Source organism: Nonomuraea sp. NPDC005983, assembly GCF_040614375.1.
In the GTDB taxonomy this organism is placed as follows: Bacteria; Actinomycetota; Actinomycetes; order Streptosporangiales; family Streptosporangiaceae; genus Nonomuraea.
In genome coordinates this window covers 1-15,847 of sequence record NZ_JBEXUP010000180.1, presented here as the reverse complement: position 1 = coordinate 15,847, position 15,847 = coordinate 1, and the positions used below count along the sequence as shown (strand labels likewise).

At 72.0% G+C, this 15,847-nt stretch carries 13 protein-coding genes; 9 read left to right on the top strand and 4 right to left on the bottom strand.

The window, feature by feature from the left end; all coding sequences use genetic code 11:
• Both ABZ297_RS42075 and ABZ297_RS42070 read right to left on the bottom strand, forming a co-directional pair.
• The coding region (locus tag ABZ297_RS42075) for an ABC transporter ATP-binding protein (protein WP_355358544.1) at window positions 1-746 on the bottom strand (746 nt) is incomplete at its 3' end.
• Window positions 739-1,434: a helix-turn-helix domain-containing protein gene (locus ABZ297_RS42070; RefSeq protein ID WP_355358541.1), complete on the bottom strand. Its 696-nt coding sequence runs from the start codon at window positions 1,432-1,434 to the stop codon at window positions 739-741. The genes ABZ297_RS42075 and ABZ297_RS42070, both read right to left, overlap by 8 nt.
• 272 nt (window positions 1,435-1,706) lie before the next feature.
• On the opposite strand from ABZ297_RS42070, the gene ABZ297_RS42065 reads away from it, so the two are divergent.
• The 4 genes from ABZ297_RS42065 (at window position 1,707) to ABZ297_RS42050 (ending at window position 6,190) form a co-directional block, all read left to right on the top strand.
• Window positions 1,707-2,510: an NAD(P)-dependent oxidoreductase gene (locus tag ABZ297_RS42065; RefSeq protein WP_355358538.1), complete on the top strand. Its 804-nt coding sequence runs from the start codon at window positions 1,707-1,709 to the stop codon at window positions 2,508-2,510.
• Between the two features lie 258 nt (window positions 2,511-2,768).
• Entirely contained in the window at window positions 2,769-3,944 is a 1,176-nt protein-coding gene (locus ABZ297_RS42060; protein ID WP_355358535.1) for a histidine kinase, read from the top strand.
• 4 nt (window positions 3,945-3,948) lie between these two features.
• A complete protein-coding gene (locus ABZ297_RS42055) occupies window positions 3,949-4,623 on the top strand; it encodes a response regulator transcription factor (protein ID WP_355358532.1) in 675 nt (224 codons plus the stop codon).
• A gap of 61 nt (window positions 4,624-4,684) precedes the next feature.
• The gene (locus ABZ297_RS42050) at window positions 4,685-6,190 is read left to right on the top strand and encodes a nitrilase-related carbon-nitrogen hydrolase (protein WP_355358529.1); all 1,506 of its coding nucleotides are present in this window, start codon (window positions 4,685-4,687) and stop codon (window positions 6,188-6,190) included.
• An 85-nt stretch (window positions 6,191-6,275) separates the two neighbouring features.
• On the opposite strand, the gene ABZ297_RS42045 is transcribed toward ABZ297_RS42050, so the two are convergent.
• Window positions 6,276-7,628, bottom strand: a complete 1,353-nt coding sequence (locus tag ABZ297_RS42045) for a 6-phospho-beta-glucosidase (protein ID WP_355358527.1) — start codon at window positions 7,626-7,628, stop codon at window positions 6,276-6,278.
• A 105-nt stretch (window positions 7,629-7,733) separates the two neighbouring features.
• Complete coding sequence (locus ABZ297_RS42040) at window positions 7,734-8,486, bottom strand: DeoR/GlpR family DNA-binding transcription regulator (protein ID WP_355358524.1); 753 nt, start codon at window positions 8,484-8,486, stop codon at window positions 7,734-7,736.
• A gap of 132 nt (window positions 8,487-8,618) precedes the next feature.
• On the opposite strand from ABZ297_RS42040, the gene ABZ297_RS42035 reads away from it, so the two are divergent.
• The 5 genes from ABZ297_RS42035 to ABZ297_RS42015 all read left to right on the top strand — a co-directional run.
• Window positions 8,619-9,923: a PfkB family carbohydrate kinase gene (locus tag ABZ297_RS42035; RefSeq protein ID WP_355358521.1), complete on the top strand. Its 1,305-nt coding sequence runs from the start codon at window positions 8,619-8,621 to the stop codon at window positions 9,921-9,923.
• Window positions 9,920-11,323, top strand: coding sequence for an extracellular solute-binding protein (locus ABZ297_RS42030; protein ID WP_355358518.1), 1,404 nt, complete (start codon window positions 9,920-9,922; stop codon window positions 11,321-11,323). Before ABZ297_RS42035 ends, ABZ297_RS42030 begins: the two co-directional genes overlap by 4 nt.
• A 10-nt stretch (window positions 11,324-11,333) precedes the next feature.
• Window positions 11,334-12,272 (top strand): sugar ABC transporter permease, encoded by a 939-nt coding sequence (locus ABZ297_RS42025; RefSeq protein WP_355358515.1) that lies wholly within the window; start codon window positions 11,334-11,336, stop codon window positions 12,270-12,272.
• Window positions 12,269-13,096, top strand: a complete 828-nt coding sequence (locus tag ABZ297_RS42020; protein WP_355358512.1) for a carbohydrate ABC transporter permease — start codon at window positions 12,269-12,271, stop codon at window positions 13,094-13,096. The genes ABZ297_RS42025 and ABZ297_RS42020 overlap by 4 nt, the downstream gene beginning before the upstream one ends.
• Window positions 13,097-13,173: 77 nt before the next feature.
• Window positions 13,174-15,847: sugar-binding protein (locus ABZ297_RS42015; RefSeq protein ID WP_355358509.1), on the top strand; the 2,674-nt coding region annotated here is incomplete at its 3' end.

The following is a 15,847-nucleotide window of genomic DNA, read 5'->3' as shown; positions in this document are numbered from 1 at the left end:
CCCTCGGCGCGCAGGTCGTGCACGCCCGGCAGGCCGGCCAGCCCGTTCACCGGCCCGGCCAGCTCGGCCTGGATGACGGTGCGGGTCAGGTGCCGCAGGTCGGCCAGGGTGCCGGCCTCGACGGCCCGGCCGTCGCGGATGATGGTGATCCGGTCGCACAGCGCCTCGACCTCGGACAAGATGTGGCTCGACAGCAGCACGGTCCGGCCGCGGCGCTTCTCCTCCAGGACGGCCTCGCGGAACACCTCCTCCATCAGCGGGTCCAGGCCCGAGGTCGGCTCGTCGAGGATGAGCAGTTCGGTGTCGGACGCCAGCGCGGCGACCAGCGCCACCTTCTGCCGGTTGCCCTTGGAGTAGGCGCGGCCCTTCTTGCGGGGGTCGAGGTCGAAGCGTTCCAGCAGGTCGGCGCGGCGCTTCTGGTCGAGCCCGCCGCGCAGCCGGCCGAGCAGGTCGATCGCCTCGCCGCCCGACAGGTTGGGCCACAGCGTGACGTCGCCGGGGACGTAGGCCAGGCGCCGGTGCAGCACGGTCGCGTCGGACCACGGGTCGCCGCCGAGCACCCGGGCGGTGCCCGCGTCCGCGCGCATCAGACCCAGCAGGACGCGGATCGTGGTGCTCTTTCCCGCGCCGTTCGGCCCCAGGAAGCCGTGCACCTCGCCGGTGCGGACGCCGAGGTCGAGGCCGTCCAGGGCGCGGGTGGTGCCGAAGGTCTTGACTAACCCTTCCACCGAGATGGCGTCAGTCATGGTCGTGCTCCTCGTCTCGGCGGAGCGCGGTCACGCGCTCCGCTTGTGGTGATGTGCCCCGGACCTTGTCGAGGGCGTCCCGCATGGCGGCGGCTTCGTCCGGGCTGATCATGGGGTGGGAGTAGATGTCGAGCATGGCCCTGGCCACCAGGTGGTCTCCCTCGGGGCTGTACATGTCGACGCCCATGTTCCGCGACAGGTGCCGGTGGAGGATCTGGACGCCCAGCGCCATCGCGACGCCCAGCGCCGCCCTGACCCTGCGGTCGGCGTAGGGAGGGTCGGGACGCTTCCCGTCGACCTCTTCGAGCCACTGCTCGCCCATCTCGACCAGCCCGTCGAACACGGGCGCGGCCCACCCCTCGGCCAGGGCGCGCGCCAGGTACTGCTGGTACGGGCCCAACGCGGCCCTGCTGAGGGCGATGTAGTTCACGTCGTCGGGCGTCATGTCGGCCCGGACCTGGTCGTTGAGCCTGCGGATCATCTTGGTCAGGTAGGCGTCGCACGCCTCGCGCAGCTCCTGCTTGGAGCCGAAGTGGTGGCGTACCAGGCCCGAGGACACGCCCGCGGTGTCGGCGATCCCCCTGATGGTCGTGCGCTCGAACCCGTGCTCGCCGAAGTGCCGCAGCGCCGCGTCCCTGATCCGGGCGCGAGCGGTGAGGTCCTCAGGGTCGGGACCGGACGTCGTCACTGTCACTAGCTCCTATCCATGCGTGTAGAAGACTACCCGTATGAGAAGTAGCATACACACGTGTGTAGTTGCCGTCCCATGCGGGGGCACGCAAGGCCGGGACGGCGCCGGAGACCCGGCCGCGGAGAGGGCGCGGCCGGGTCCCGCGATCACAGCCCCGGGCTCCCCGGCGAGCGTCCGTCGACACCCCCGGCCTGCCCCCCCGCCTCATGCGACGTGGAGTACGGGGTGCTGCCAGAATCAGAGCATTGTCAAGGTTTGGGGGCAGCACAGTGAGCCTGGGAGCGGTGGCCATCACCGGCGCGGCGGGACGAATCGGCTCCGTGGTACGGAGGGCGCTGCGAAGCGAGGTGAACCGGCTGGTCCTGCTCGACCACGTCCCTCTCCGAGCGGAGACCGCGAACGAGGAGACCCACGTCGTCGACCTGCGGGACGCGGCGGCCATGGAGTCGCCCCTTTCCGGCACGGACGCCGTCCTCCACCTCGGCGGCCTGCCGGACGAGGCCCCCCTGCCCGACCTTTTGGACACGAACGTGCTGGGCACCCACAACGTCCTGGAAGCCGCCCGGCGCGCGGGAACCGCACGCGTGGTGCTGGCCAGCAGCAACCGTGTGACCGGCTTCTACCCCAACGCGCACCGCACCGGGCCGCTGGAACCCGTGCGCCCTGACGGTCTGTACGGCGTGAGCAAGGTGGCCATCGAGGCCCTCGGACGGCTGTACTCGGACAAGTTCGGCCTCTCCGTGATCTGCCTGCGCATCGGCAGCTTCGAGGACGCCCCGACCGAACCCCGGCACCTCGCGACCTGGCTGAGCCCGCGCGACGCCGTCGGCTACGTCCGGGCCGCGCTCATCGCGCCGCCGTCCACCCGCTTCGCCACGGTGTACGCCGTTTCCGGCAACACCCGCCGCTTCTGGGAACTCCCCGAGGAGTCGGTACTGGCCTACACGCCGGTGGACGACGCCGAACAGCACGCCGACCGCATCGCCGGCGCCCACGTCCCCGCCGACCCCTCAGCCCCGCAGGCCGGCCCGTACGCCCTGCCCGAGTTCACCCTGAAGCACATCCGCCCCTGACCTCCGCCCGATCCGCTACCGGCACGCCGCAGCCCCCGCCATCGCCCAGCCATCGCCCAGCCATCGCCCCGTCTTCCCGACAGACCGGCGATCAGCGCTCCCCCAAGACCTCCTCAGCGCTCCCCGAAGCCCCGAACTTCGCCCACACCACTGACCCACCCCAGGGGCCCGGCCGTGCCGGGTCAGTCTCGGGACTGACCTGCGGCATCGCTCGTCAGGCTGATGTGCCGGACGGGAGCCGAACGTACACTCGGCGGAATGGTGACCCTGGTGCCTGCCTGGCTGCGCGACCTGACACCCCGCCAGGTCGATCTGGCCGTCACCGTCGCCGTCGTGGCGGCCACCGTGGCGCCCTTGCTGCTGCCCAGCCCGCGCGAGTGGTGGCTGGTCGCGCTGGCGCTGCTCGCGTCCGTACCGGTCTACTGGCGCCGTGCCGCGCCGATGTCGACGGGCATCGTGGTCGGGCTCTCCATGAGCGCGATGGTGATGTGGGTGAAGCCGCTGCTGCCGTACGGGCCTCTGGTGTGCGTGTACACCGTGGCCTCGCTGTGCAGCCGGGCCCAGCGCCTGGTGGCCGTCCCGTTCATCGCCGTGACGGCGGCGGGCTCGCTGGCGTTGCCGCACGAAGAGCCGGAGGTCTACCGCTATATGGCCACGGCGCTGGTCGCCGCGTACGCGCTCGGCACCGGTGCGCGGGCCCGCCGCGCCCAGGCCGCCGAGTCGGGGGAGCGTGCCCGCAGGCTGGCGCAGGAGCGCGACGCCGCAGCCGTCCACGAGCGCACCCGCATCGCCCGCGACGTGCACGACATCGTGACCCACTCGGTGGGGCTCATGGTGGTGCAGGCCGAGGCGGGGCCCGTCGTCCTCAGGTCCGATCCCGCCCGGGCAGAGAACGCGTTCAACACCATCGGCGACATCGGCCGCGGAGCCCTGGTGCAGTTACGTGGCCTGCTCGGCACGTTGCGCTCCGGCGACGAGGCGCCGGGGCTCGACACGCTCCCCCAACTGGTCGAGCGGATCGGGAGAACCGGCCTCGACGTCCGGCTCGTCCGCGAGGGCGAAGCCCGCCCCGTCTCCGCCGAGGTCGGCGTGGTGATCTACCGCGTGGCGCAGGAGGCGCTGACGAACGTCCTGCGCCATTCCCGGGCACAGCACGTGACGGTGCGCCTGGCCTGGCACGACGACGGCGTGTCGGTGGAGGTCGCAGACGACGCCGGCCCCGCACGGCCCAGCGACCCCACCACCGCCCGCGCAAGAGCGCGCACCCACCACGGCGAACCCGTCGCCACCCGCCAAAGCGGCCCCGCACTGCGCGGTGGGGAGGGGTACGGGCTGGTCGGAATGCGCGAAAGGGTGGTGGCCTGCGGCGGCACGCTGCGGGCCGGGCCGGGGCCAAGTGGGTTCGTGGTGTCCGCCGAACTTCCGGTTGGATGAGCGCATGGTGCGCGTGCTCATCGTCGATGACCAGGACCTGTTCCGCGCGGGTTTCGCCATGATTCTCGACGCACAGCCGGACATCACGGTCGTCGGCGAGGCGGGCGACGGCGACGCGGCCATCGCAGCGGCAGCCGCGCTCAGTCCCGACGTGGTGCTGATGGACATCCGGATGCCCGGCATGGGCGGCGTGGAGGCGACCGAGCGGATCTGCGCGACGACCTCAGCGAAGGTGCTCGTGCTGACGATGTTCGACGTCGACGAGTACGTGTACGGCGCGCTGCGGGCGGGAGCGAGCGGCTTCATACTCAAGGACATCCGCCGCGACGAACTGGCCCACGCCGTGCGCGTGGTGGCGGCGGGAGAGTCGCTGCTGGCCCCGGTGATCACCAGGCGTCTTGTGGAGGACCTGGTCAGACGCCCTGGCCACGGCGTCGCCCCTTGGCTGGCGGCACGGCTGAAGCTGTTGACGGAGCGCGAGGCAGAGACTCTGCGGCTGGTCGCCCACGGCAGCTCCAACGCCGAGATCGCGGCCGAACTCGTCGTCAGTGAGCACACGGTCAAGACGCACGTCAGCCGCGTCCTCGCCAAGCTCGGGCTCCGCGACCGGGTGCAGGCCGTGGTGTTCGCCTACGAGTCGGGGCTGGTCGTGGCAGGAGAGGGTAGTCCTCTGGGCTGACGTGGAAGTTCGCCCGCAGGGGTGACGATTCCGGGACGCCCGCGGGCCCAGGATCGTCGCCATGAAAATCTGGAAAGCCGTCGCCGCCGCAGCGCTGTCGGCGGCGCTGTTCCACCTCGGCACCGGGCTGCACCCGATCGCGTGGTTCACCTGGCTCGCGCCGCTGCCCGTGCTCCTGCTGGCCCCGAGGGCCGGCGCGGGCACGGCGCTGGCCGCGGGCTTCTTCGCCTGGGGGGCGGGCCAGGCGGCCATGTGGCCGTACTTCCTGAGCGTGATCGAGATGCCGCTGCCCGTCGTAGCGGTCAGCCAGCTGGGCACGGCACTGGTCTTCGGGCTGACCGTCACGGCGTTCCGGGCCCTCCTCCTGCGCGGCCGCCCGCTGTCGGGGGCCGTGGTCATGCCCGCCGCCTGGGTCGTGACGGAGTACACCGTCTCGCTCGTGTTACCGCACGGCGCGTGGTGGAGCCTGGCCTACACGCAGGCGGACGTCCTGCCGGTGCTGCAGACCGCGTCGGCGACCGGCGTCTGGGGCATCACGTTCCTGCTGGTGGCGCTCCCATCAGCCATCGCCGCCTGCACCCGGCCCACCGGCCTCTCGCCATCTGCCACCCCTGCCCGGCCCCTCAAGCCCGACGTACCCGGGGCGCGCTTCTGGTCGGGTGGCGCCCGGGTGGCGGTCGTCTTCGGCGCCGTCGTCCTGCTGGCCCTCGGTTACGGCGGCTGGCAGTTGCGCACCGCGCCGGCCCCGCAGGGTGAGAAGGTGGCGCTGGTCTCCACCGACCATCCGAACCAAGCCGTCGCGCTCGACACCCCGCAGGGCCGCGACCTCGTCAACCGGTACGCCTCCCGCGTCGAGAAGCTCGCCAAGGACGGGGCGCGGGTGGTGGTGCTTCCTGAGAAGACGTTTCTCGCCGACGACGAGACGCTGCCCGCACTCGCCCGCCCCCTCACCAGGATCGCCCGCACCCACCGGGTCGACGTGGTGGCCGGGCTGGCCAAGGTCAGAGGAGGCGCCTACTACAACGTCGCGCTCGACTTCCCGGCGGGCGGCGGCGAGCCGGTCGAATACACCAAACAGCATCTGGTCCCCGGGCTGGAAGACGAGCTGCGCCCAGGCAAGGGCCTGGCCTTCGCGCCGAACACGCGATGGGGCCTGATCATCTGCAAGGACCTTGACTACCCGGACCTCGTCCGCTCCTACCGGGCCGCCGGCGCGACCGCACTGTACGCCCCTGCCTGGGACTTCGGCGACGACGGCTGGCTGCACAGCCGGATCGCCGTCGTGCGGGGCGTGGAGAACGGGCTCGCGATCGCCCGCGTCCCGCGCGCCGGGCAGGTGGTCGTCAGCGACCCGAACGGCCGCGTCGTGGCGGAGGCGGCCACCACGGACGCCGAATTCGTCTCGGTCACGGCACCCCTTCCGGCGCCGAGCGCGCCGACCCTCTACGCGAGGCTCGGCGACTGGTTCGCCTGGCTCTGCATCGCCCTGCTCGTCCTGTCCCTGGGTGGCGCGCTGCCCCTCCGGCCACGCCGGGCAGCACGGGCTGCCCGGCCGAGGCACCTCTGATGGCGAGTGGCGGTGTGGTTGGTGGCAGTGTGGTCGGTGGTGGAGATCTGATCGATGGAGGGTGCGGGGTATGCGGTACCGGGTGCTAGGGGGAGCCGGGGAGGACGGCCGCCAGTTCCGGGATACGGGCGCGGTAGCCGTCGAGCAGCTTGTGCGCCGTACCCACCGAGTCCACCAGGGGGTGCAGCGCGAACGCCTCGACCGCCAGCCGGGACGAGCCCGACAGGGCGGCCTCGATGGTCGTCTGTTCGACCGCCTTGACCTGCTGCACGAGGCCGAGGAACCGGCCGGGGAGCGGGCGGGTGGCCAGGGGGCGCACCCCGGCGCCGTCCACCGTGCACGGGATCTCGACGACGGCGTCCGCGGGCAGGCCCGGCACCGCGCTGCCGTTGCGGACGTTGAGGATCATGGTGGAGGGCTCGCCGCGGGCGATGGCGGCCATGAGGGCGAGCGCGATGCCCTCGTACCCCCCGGCCTGCAGGTCGGCGGCGTCGCGCTCACCCGCGTCGGTGGTGTCGCGGGCCTCGGCCATGTACGACGCGTCGCGCTCCCTGCGCGCCCTGCCCCATTCGGTGAGGGCGTGCTCGGGCCGCTCCCGTACCGCCGCGTAGAACCGGTCCTGCTGGCCGAGCAGCGACTCGCCGCGGGTGTGTTCGGCGCCGTTGATCGCGGCGACGGACTCGCGGGTGAAGTAGTAGTAGTACAGGTACTCGTTGGGCAGCGCGCCGAGGGTCCGCACCCAGTCGCCGCCGAAGATCCGGGCCTCCTCGACCTGCCGCAGCGCGCCGTCGTCGGCGAGCAGGCCCGGCAGCACGTCCCGGCCCTGGTAGGTGAGGCCGCGCAGCCAGCCGAGGTGGTTGAGCCCGACGTAGTCGGGCGAGACGCGCGACGGCTCCAGCCCCAGGGCGGCGGCGGCCCGCCGGATCAGCCCGATCGGCGAGTCGCAGATGCCGACCACGCGGTCGCCGAGCACGGTCCGCATCGCCTCGGTGATCATGCCGGCCGGGTTGGTGAAGTTGATGACCCAGGCCCGGGGCGCGAGGGCGGCCACCCGCTCGGCCACGCGCACCGCCACCGGGATGGTGCGCAGCCCGTACGCGATGCCGCCGGGGCCGGTGGTCTCCTGGCCGAGGAGGCCGAGGTCCAGCGCGACCCGCTCGTCGGCGGTCCGCCCGGCCAGGCCGCCGACGCGGATCGCCGAGAAGACGAAGTCGGCGTCGCGCAGCGCGGTGTCCAGGTCCGTGGTGGTCAGCACCTTGGGCGGGTGGTCGTGCCCGGCGGCGAGCTGGTCCAGCACGTGCCGGATGGCTTCCAGTCGCTCGGCCGACACGTCGTACAGCACCACCTCCTCCACGCGTGGCTTCGCAGTGTCGCGCAGCAGCGCGCCGTACACGAGCGGGACCCGGAAGCCTCCGCCTCCGAGAACGGCCAGTTTCATCGCGGCCTCCTCACCTGCCTCTCATCAGAACCACGTACGCCTGGTGAGCGCGCACGATCGAACCCATGCGGACGAACTCTCGCGACCGGCCCACGTGAAAGGGCGTCATGCGAGCAGCACCTCGGCACCCACCGCCGCGCAGTTGCGCAGCGTCGTCTCGTCGGCGCCCTCGTTGGTGACGATCACGTCGATGTCCTCGGGGCCGCACACGCGCAGGGCGCCGGTGCCGGGGAACTTGTGCCGGTCGACCAGCAGCACCACCTGCCCCGCCGCCGCGATCATGGCGCGTTTCAGCGGCACCTCGGCGAGCGTGGTGTCGACGAGCTGCCCGTCGGGCCGGACACCGCTCGCGCCGAGGAACACGCGGTCGGCGCACACCTGGCCCAGCGCCTCCTCGGTCAGCACCCCGACCAGGGAGTGGTAGGTGCGGCGGACCATGCCGCCGAGCAGCAGCAGCTCGACCGTCGGGTCGGCGCGGAGCACGTCGAGGACGGCGAGGCTGGAGGTGACCACGGTGACGCGGCGGCCGCGAAGCCTGCGGGCCAGACGCATCGTCGTGGTGCCGATGTCGAGCAGGATCACGTCGCCGTCCTGGACGAGTTGCGCGGCGCGGTCGGCGACGGACTCCTTGTCCTGCTCGTCGACGGTCGCCACTTCGGCGAAGGTCAGGTCGTCGTCGGCGTCGACGAGCGCGCCACCGCGCACACGCCGCAGCGTGCCGTCGCGGTCGAGCACCTCAAGGTCCCGGCGGATGGTCGACGGGCTCACGCCGAGTTGCCTGGCGAGGTCTCGAACGCTGGTGGCACCCGAGAGGCGGACCCGGCGCATGATCTCCGCATGCCTGAGGTGCTGTAGCACGGTGTGATCCTATCAGTCATTTCCGAGCACAAGCGAGCGTTTTGCACCAAATACCCGCCCAAAGCACTTGATATGCGCGAGCAAACGTGCAAGATTGCGCACATCTCGGCCTGTCAAGGAGGAAGCAATACCGTGTCTGGCCAGGCGTACGACCCACTCTCCGATCAGCGAACCCCGGAGGGGCCGCAGTTCGACGTCTTCTTAGCGGGCACTGTCTTCCTGGACATCGTCTTCACCGGCCTGCCCGCGATGCCCGCCTCGGGCACCGAAATCTGGGCCGAGGGCATGGGCTCATGTCCGGGAGGCATCGCCAACCTCGCCATCGCCACCAGCCGGCTGGGCCTGCGCACCTCGCTGGCCGCCGCGTTCGGCGACGACGACTACGGCGACTTCTGCTGGCGCACGCTCGCGGAGCAGGAATCGGTGGACCTGTCGAAGTCACAGCGCTTCGAGCACTGGCACTCGCCGGTGACGGTCTCGATGGCGGTCAACCGCGACCGCAGCATGGTGACCCACGGACATCCCGCTCCCATGTCGGCGACGGAGATGATCGGCGTCCCGCCGCGCTCCAGCGCCGTGATCGTGACGCTCTCCGCCGAAGAGCCGCTCGGCGTGCCCGGCATGTCCGGCTGGGCCGAGCTGGCCCGCCGCAACGGCGCGCTCATCTTCGCGGACGTCGGCTGGGACCCGTCGGGTGCCTGGTCGCCTGCCCTGCTCGACCAGCTCTCGGTCTGCCACGCGTTCATGCCCAACGCGGTCGAGGCCATGGGCTACACCGGCACCGACACCCCACGCGACGCCCTGTACGCGATCGCCGACCGGGTGCCTCTCGCCGTGGTCACCGACGGGGCCAACGGCGCCATGGCCATCGACTCCACGACCGGCGAGGAGGCGTACGTCCCCACGCCACGGGTGAGGGCGCTCGACCCGACCGGCGCGGGGGACGTCTTCGGCGCGGGCTTCGTGCTCGGCACCCTCTGCCGCTGGCCGCTGACCGACCGGCTGGCGTTCGCCGGGCTCTGCGCGGCGCTGGCCGTGCAGCAGTTCGGCGGCTCGCTGGCCGCGCCCGGCTGGGGTGACATCGCCGACTGGTGGCACGAGGTACGGGAGGCGGGCGGTCACGGCGGCGCGTACGCCGACTCGCTGGCCCGCCGGTACTCCTTCCTCGACCGGCTGGTCCCCACCGTCCCGGTGGGCGCGGTACGCCGGGCGGCCGCCACCATCGCCCGGTACGCCGACCTGGAGGTGGCCCTCCAGGTGCCGGCCACCGAGAGATCCGAGAAGCCACCGGCCAGAATGGCCGCCGAGACGTCCGGCGGGCCGGAAGACGCCACCCCGCACCAAGCACGCGCCGCGTCCGAGGCCGCCGCCCCTTCGGAGGCACAGCCCGAGGACCCGGACACCTCGCGTGCCTGCTCAGAAGGAGTAACACCATGATCGCCTCGACGCGAGAGCACCGGCCGCGGAACCCTCGTGGCGTCCGGACACGCGCCGTCCTGGCCGCCGGTGCCTTGGCCCTCGCCGCGACCGCGTGCGCGCCGGGGGCCTCGGCCCCGCCCGCGGCCTCCTCGGCGCAGCCGAGCGCCTCGGCGGTGCGCACCGACGCCGCGGCCCTCGGCAACGTCACCCTCACGGTCTGGGACCAGGAGGTGCGCGGCGGGCAGGCCGCCCAGATGAAGCAGCTCAACGCCGCGTTCGAGGCGAAGTACCCGAACATCAAGCTCAAGCGGGTCTCCCGCTCCTTCGACGACCTCAACACGACGCTGCGCCTGGCGCTGAGCGGCAACGAGCCGCCGGACGTGGTGGAGGCCAACAACGGCCGGCCGTCGATGGGCGCGTTCGTGAAGGCCGGTCAGCTCCGCCCGCTCGACGCCTACGCCGAGGCGTACGGGTGGAAGAAGCGCTATCCGGAGTCGGTGCTGCGCTACTCGCAGTACAGCGCCGACGGCAAAGTGTTCGGCCAGGGCAACCTGTACGGCCTGCCCCAGGTGGGCGAGGTCGTCGGCGTCTACTACAACCGCGCCAAGCTGACGAAGCTCGGCCTGCAGCCGCCGAAGACCTGGGACGAGTTCCAGGCCGCGCTCGACAAGGCCAAGAGCGCCGGCGAGGTGCCGATGCAGCTGGGCAACCTCGACAAGTGGCCGGCCATCCACGTGTTCGGCACCGTGCAGGGCCGTGCCGTCCCGGCCGACCAGATCAGCACGCTGGCCTTCGGCCGCAAGGGCGCCTCGTGGACCACGCCCGAGAACACCAAGGCCGCCGAGCAGCTGGTCAGCTGGGTCGACAAGGGCTACTTCAACGACGGCTTCAACGGCCAGGGCTACGATCCGGCCTGGCAGGCGTTCAGCAAGGGCCAGGGCGTCTTCCTGATCGCGGGCACCTGGCTGCTCGCCGACCTGGACAAGGCGCTGGGCAAGGACCTCGGCTTCATGCTCCCGCCGGGCGCCACGGCCGACGCCCCGCCCGTCGCGACCGGCGGCACGGGCCTCCCGTTCGCCATCACGGCCAAGAGCCCCAACCCCGACGCGGCGGCGGCGTACATCGACTTCATCACCAACGCCGACGCCATGAAGGTGCTCACGACCACGGGCAACCTGCCGGTGGCCGACACGGCGGAGCAGACCGTGCAGGCGGGCCCGCAGCAGGACGTGTTCACGGCCTTCGGCACGGCCACCAAGAGCGACGGCCTCGTCCCCTACCTCGACTACGCCACCCCGACGTTCGCCGACACGCTCGGCGCGGCGCTGCAGGACCTGCTGGCCAAGAAGGCGACCCCGCAGGAGTTCCTGGCGACGCTGGAGAAGGACTACAAGACCTTCGCCGAGAGCAACGGGTGACCCCGGGCGCATGGCCACGACCCTTTCCCGGGCCACCGGGCGGCCAGAGGTGAACGTGCGGAGAGCGCAGGCGGGGCATCCTCCCGGAGAGCCCCGCCGCGTCGCCTACCTCTACGTGCTGCCCGCGTTCGCCGTCTACGCGGCGTTCCTGCTCTACCCGATCGTCCGCGCGGTGCACCTGTCGCTGTACGAGTGGGACGGGCTGAGCGTCGGCACCTGGGCGGGGCTCGACAACTACGTCGCGATCATCACTGACGAGGGGCTGCGGTCGGCCTTCGGCCACGCCCTGGTGCTCATGCTGTTCTACGCGGTGGCGCCGCTCGCCATCGGGCTGACGCTGGCCGCGATTCTCAACCACGCCAAGGTGCGCGGGCTCGGCTTCTTCCGTACGGTGGTCTTCCTGCCGCAGGTGGTGGCCATGGTCGTGGTGGCGGTCGCCTGGCGGCGCGTGTACGCCCCCGACGGCACCCTCAACAGCCTGCTCAGCGCGCTCGGGCTGGACTCGCTCACAAGAGGCTGGCTGGGCGACTACACCTTCGCACTGCCGGCGGTCGGCGTGGTCGGCACGTGGTTCGAGACCGGCCTGGTGACCGTGCTGCTGCTGGCCGGGATGAGCCGCATCCCGTTGGAGCTGTACGAGGCGGCGCGGCTCGATGGGGCGAGTGCGCTCAGGGAGTTCTTCGCGGTCACGCTGCCCTCGGTGCGCGGGGAGATCGCCGTCGCGCTGACGCTGACCGTGATCGCCGCGCTGCGCACGTTCGACCTGGTGTACGTCACGACGCGCGGCGGGCCCGGCGACTCGACGTCGGTGCCGTCGTACGAGGTCTACCACCGGGCCTTCGGCCTGGGCCAGGTCGGCTCGGCCGCGGCGATCGGCGTCACCCTCACCGTCGTCATCTTCGCGGTCTCGTTCGTGATCAACCGCTTCGCTGACAGGGGCGACTCGTGATCTCTCGTGCGGAGCGTCTGGCCAACTACGTCATCCTGACGGCGTTCGCCGCATTCGCGCTGTTCCCCATCCTGACGATCGTGTCGGCCGCGCTCGGCCCCGACGACAGCGCGGGCGCGGCCGGGCAGGGGCTCAGCGTGGCCGGGCTGCACCTGGGCAACTTCGGCGCGGCGTGGGAGATCGGGCAGTTCGGGACGTACCTGCGCACCAGCCTGATGGTGTCGGCGTTCGTCGTGGTCGTCAGCGTGGTGTTGTCGATCATGAGCGGGTACGCGTTCGGCACCATGCGCTTCCGCGGCCAGTCCGTGCTGTTCTACCTGTTCCTGCTCGGCATCATGATGCCCAGCGAGGCCGTCGCGGTCCCGCTCTACTTCGACCTGCGCACGCTCGGCCTGATCGACACGTTCTGGTCGGTCGCGCTGCCGCAGGTGGCGCTGTCGGTGGCGTTCGGCACGTTCTGGATGCGAGCGTACTTCCGCGCGAGCAGCCGCGCGATCGTCGAGGCCGCCCGCATCGACGGCGCCTCGACCTGGCGCATCCTGTGGCAGGTGCTGGCGCCGCCGGCCCGGCCCGCCATCGTCACCCTGACCGTCCTGGTCTTCATGTGGACGTGGAACGAGTTCCTCATCCCATTGATCATGGTGACCAGCGAGTCGCTGCGCACGGCGCCGCTGGGTCTGGCCTTCTTCCAAGGCCAGTACACCTCCGGCTTCACCCTCCTCGCGGCCGGGTCCGTCATCGTCGCGACCCCGGTCGTGATCTTCTACCTCTTCCTTCAGCGTCACTTCATCCGCGGGCTGCTCCAAGGAGCCGTCCGCGAGTAACACCCGGAGGTTGCATGCGATCACCGCACCCCCCCTCGCGACCCACTCCGCCGGCACGGTCACCAGGCCGTCTGGCGGTGCTGGCCACCGCGGCCGTGCTCGCCCTCGTCCCCGCCGCCCCGGCATCAGCCGGGACGGCCCGAACCACCCCGTCCACCACCAACTCCCCCGCCGACCTCGACGCGCTGTTCGTCGGCGCCCACCCCGACGACGAGGCCTTCAGCCTGTCGACGCTCGGGCAGTGGAGCGAGGACCACGGCATCCGCACCGGCGTCGTCACCGTCACCCGCGGTGAGGGCGGCGGCAACGCCGTCGGCCCGGAGGAGGGCCCGGCACTCGGCCTGCTGCGCGAGGCCGAGGAGCGCAAGGCCGTCGGCAAGGCCGGCGTCCGGGACGTTTTCAACCTCGACGACGTCGACTTCTACTACACGGTGAGCGCCCCGCTGACCGACCAGATCTGGGGGGACGACACCCTGGAGAAGGTCGTCCGGATCGTCCGCCAGACCAGGCCCGAGGTTCTGATGACCATGGACCCGGCCCCTTCCCCCGGCAACCACGGAAACCACCAGCAGGCGGCGCGGCTGGCCGTCAAGGCGTTCTACGCGGCGGCCGACCCCAAGGCGTTCCCCGAACAGATCACCCGTGAGGGGCTGCGCCCCTTCGCCCCGTCCCGTGTCTTCCTCGGCGGGGGCCGCGGCACCTCCAAGAGCGGCCCCGACTGCGCCTCGACGTTCCGCCCGGCCAACCCGGCGCAGAACGTGTACGGCGTGTGGAGCGGACGCCCCTCCCAGAGCCAGGGAGGCCGGACCTGGGCCGCCATCGAGCGTGACGCCCAGCGCTCGTACGCCTCCCAGGGCTGGGCCGTCTTCCCCGACGTGCCGTCCGACCCCGCCCAGCTGGGCTGCGACTTCTTCACCCAGGTGGACTCGCGGGTGCCGTTCCCCGAGCCCGGCTCCGCGGCGGCCACCGCACCGACGGCCGCCCTCGACGGCGCGCTGGTCAGGGCGGCGGGCGCCGTCCCGCTCGGCACGCTGCTGGACCTGCGCCCGAGCACGTTCGACGTCCGCCCGGGCGCGGCGTTCACCGTCAAGGTCACCACGACCGCACCGCCCAGCGAGCCGCTCGGCCGCTCGGCCGTGACGCTGCGAGCCCCTGAGGGCTGGCAGGTCAGCGGGTCCGGCGACCTCGGCAGGCTCGCTCCGGGACGCACCGGATCGGCGACGTTCACGGTGACGCCGCCGAAGGACGCGTCACCGGGCGTCCGAGCGCGGGTCGCGGCGACGCTGACCACCGACCAGGGCCGCGGCTACACCGACCGGCAGGTCGAGGTCAGCCCGGCCGTACGGGGAAGGCAGCAACTGCTGCCCCAGGTGGACCAGTACGAGAAGTGGGCGGCGGACCTCGACGTGCCGCAGCTTCGCGGCCTCGTCACGCCCGTGCTCACCCTGCCGTCCGGCGGGGCACGCCAGGTGGGCGTCGCGGTCACCAACGTCAGCGACGCCCCCCAGTCCGGAACCGTCCGCCTGGACCTGCCCGCCGGTTTCACCGCTGACCGCGCCGAGGCGAGCTTCAGCGCGCTGGCGGCCGGCGCCTCGACGACGGTGCAGTTCACCGTCACCAACTCCGACGCCTCGCTGAAGACCTCCAACGAGGGCGGCGACTACGCCTACACCATCACCACCACCAGCGGGGACGGCTCCAGCGTGAGCAAGCCCGCGCTCGAACTGGTGCCGAAGACGTCCATCCCGCAGGCGGCGTCGGCGCCGGCCGTCGACGGCGTCGAGGGCGACGGCGAGTACACCGGCCCCGCCCTGGACATCTCCCGCCTGTGGGAGGGCACCGCCTGCTCGTCGGCCGCCGACTGCTCGGGCACCGCCAAGCTCGCCTGGCGTGACGACACGCTGTTCGTGCTGGTCAAGGTGAAGGACGACGTGGTCGGCACCCGGCTGTCCGCGTCCGACTGCAAGCGGCACTGGCGTACTGACGCGGTGGAGGTGGCCATCGATCCGCGCGGCACGTCGGAGAACACCTCCACGACGTTCAAGGCGGCGGTGCTGCCGGTGACCGCCGAGGGCCCGCCGTGCTTCGAACGCGACGCCGACAACCGTCAGGGTCCGGGCGAGCAGACCGCGCCGGGGATGCGGGTGGCCTCGAAGGTCGCCACCGGGGAGTACACGGTGGAGATGGCCATCCCGATGGAGGTCCTGCCGGGTGCGGTCGATCCCGAGCACCTCGGGCTGAACATCCTGGTGTACGACTCCGACACCCAGGACAAGACCGGTCAGACCCGGATCGGCTGGTCCACGTGGGGCGGCGTGCAGGGCGACCCGTACCGCTGGGGCGTCGCGACGCTGCCGGGCTACCACCCTCCGGCGGGACGGCCGACCACGCCGCCCGACCCGGTGATCCCCGACACCGGCCTGTCCAGCCTGGACTCACCGCAGTCGCTGGAGCAGGCGGTCCGCCTCGGCCTCCCGCTCGCGGGCGGTCCCGCGGCGAAGGCGTCCGAGAGCGGCCGGGTGACGGCCGCCACCGGCGCCCGGGACGCCGTGAAGGTGACGCTCCGCGCCGGTTCGGCCGGCAAGGCGCACCTGTTCGTCCGCGACGACCAGGGGGTCGCGGGCAGCCACGTCGTCACCGTTCCCCGGAGCGGCACCACGACCGTGAGCGTGCCGCTGACCTTGCGAGGCAGCATCAGATCCGTGGCGAGCTTCACCACGTGGGCGACGACTGCCTCGATCAGCTCGTCCT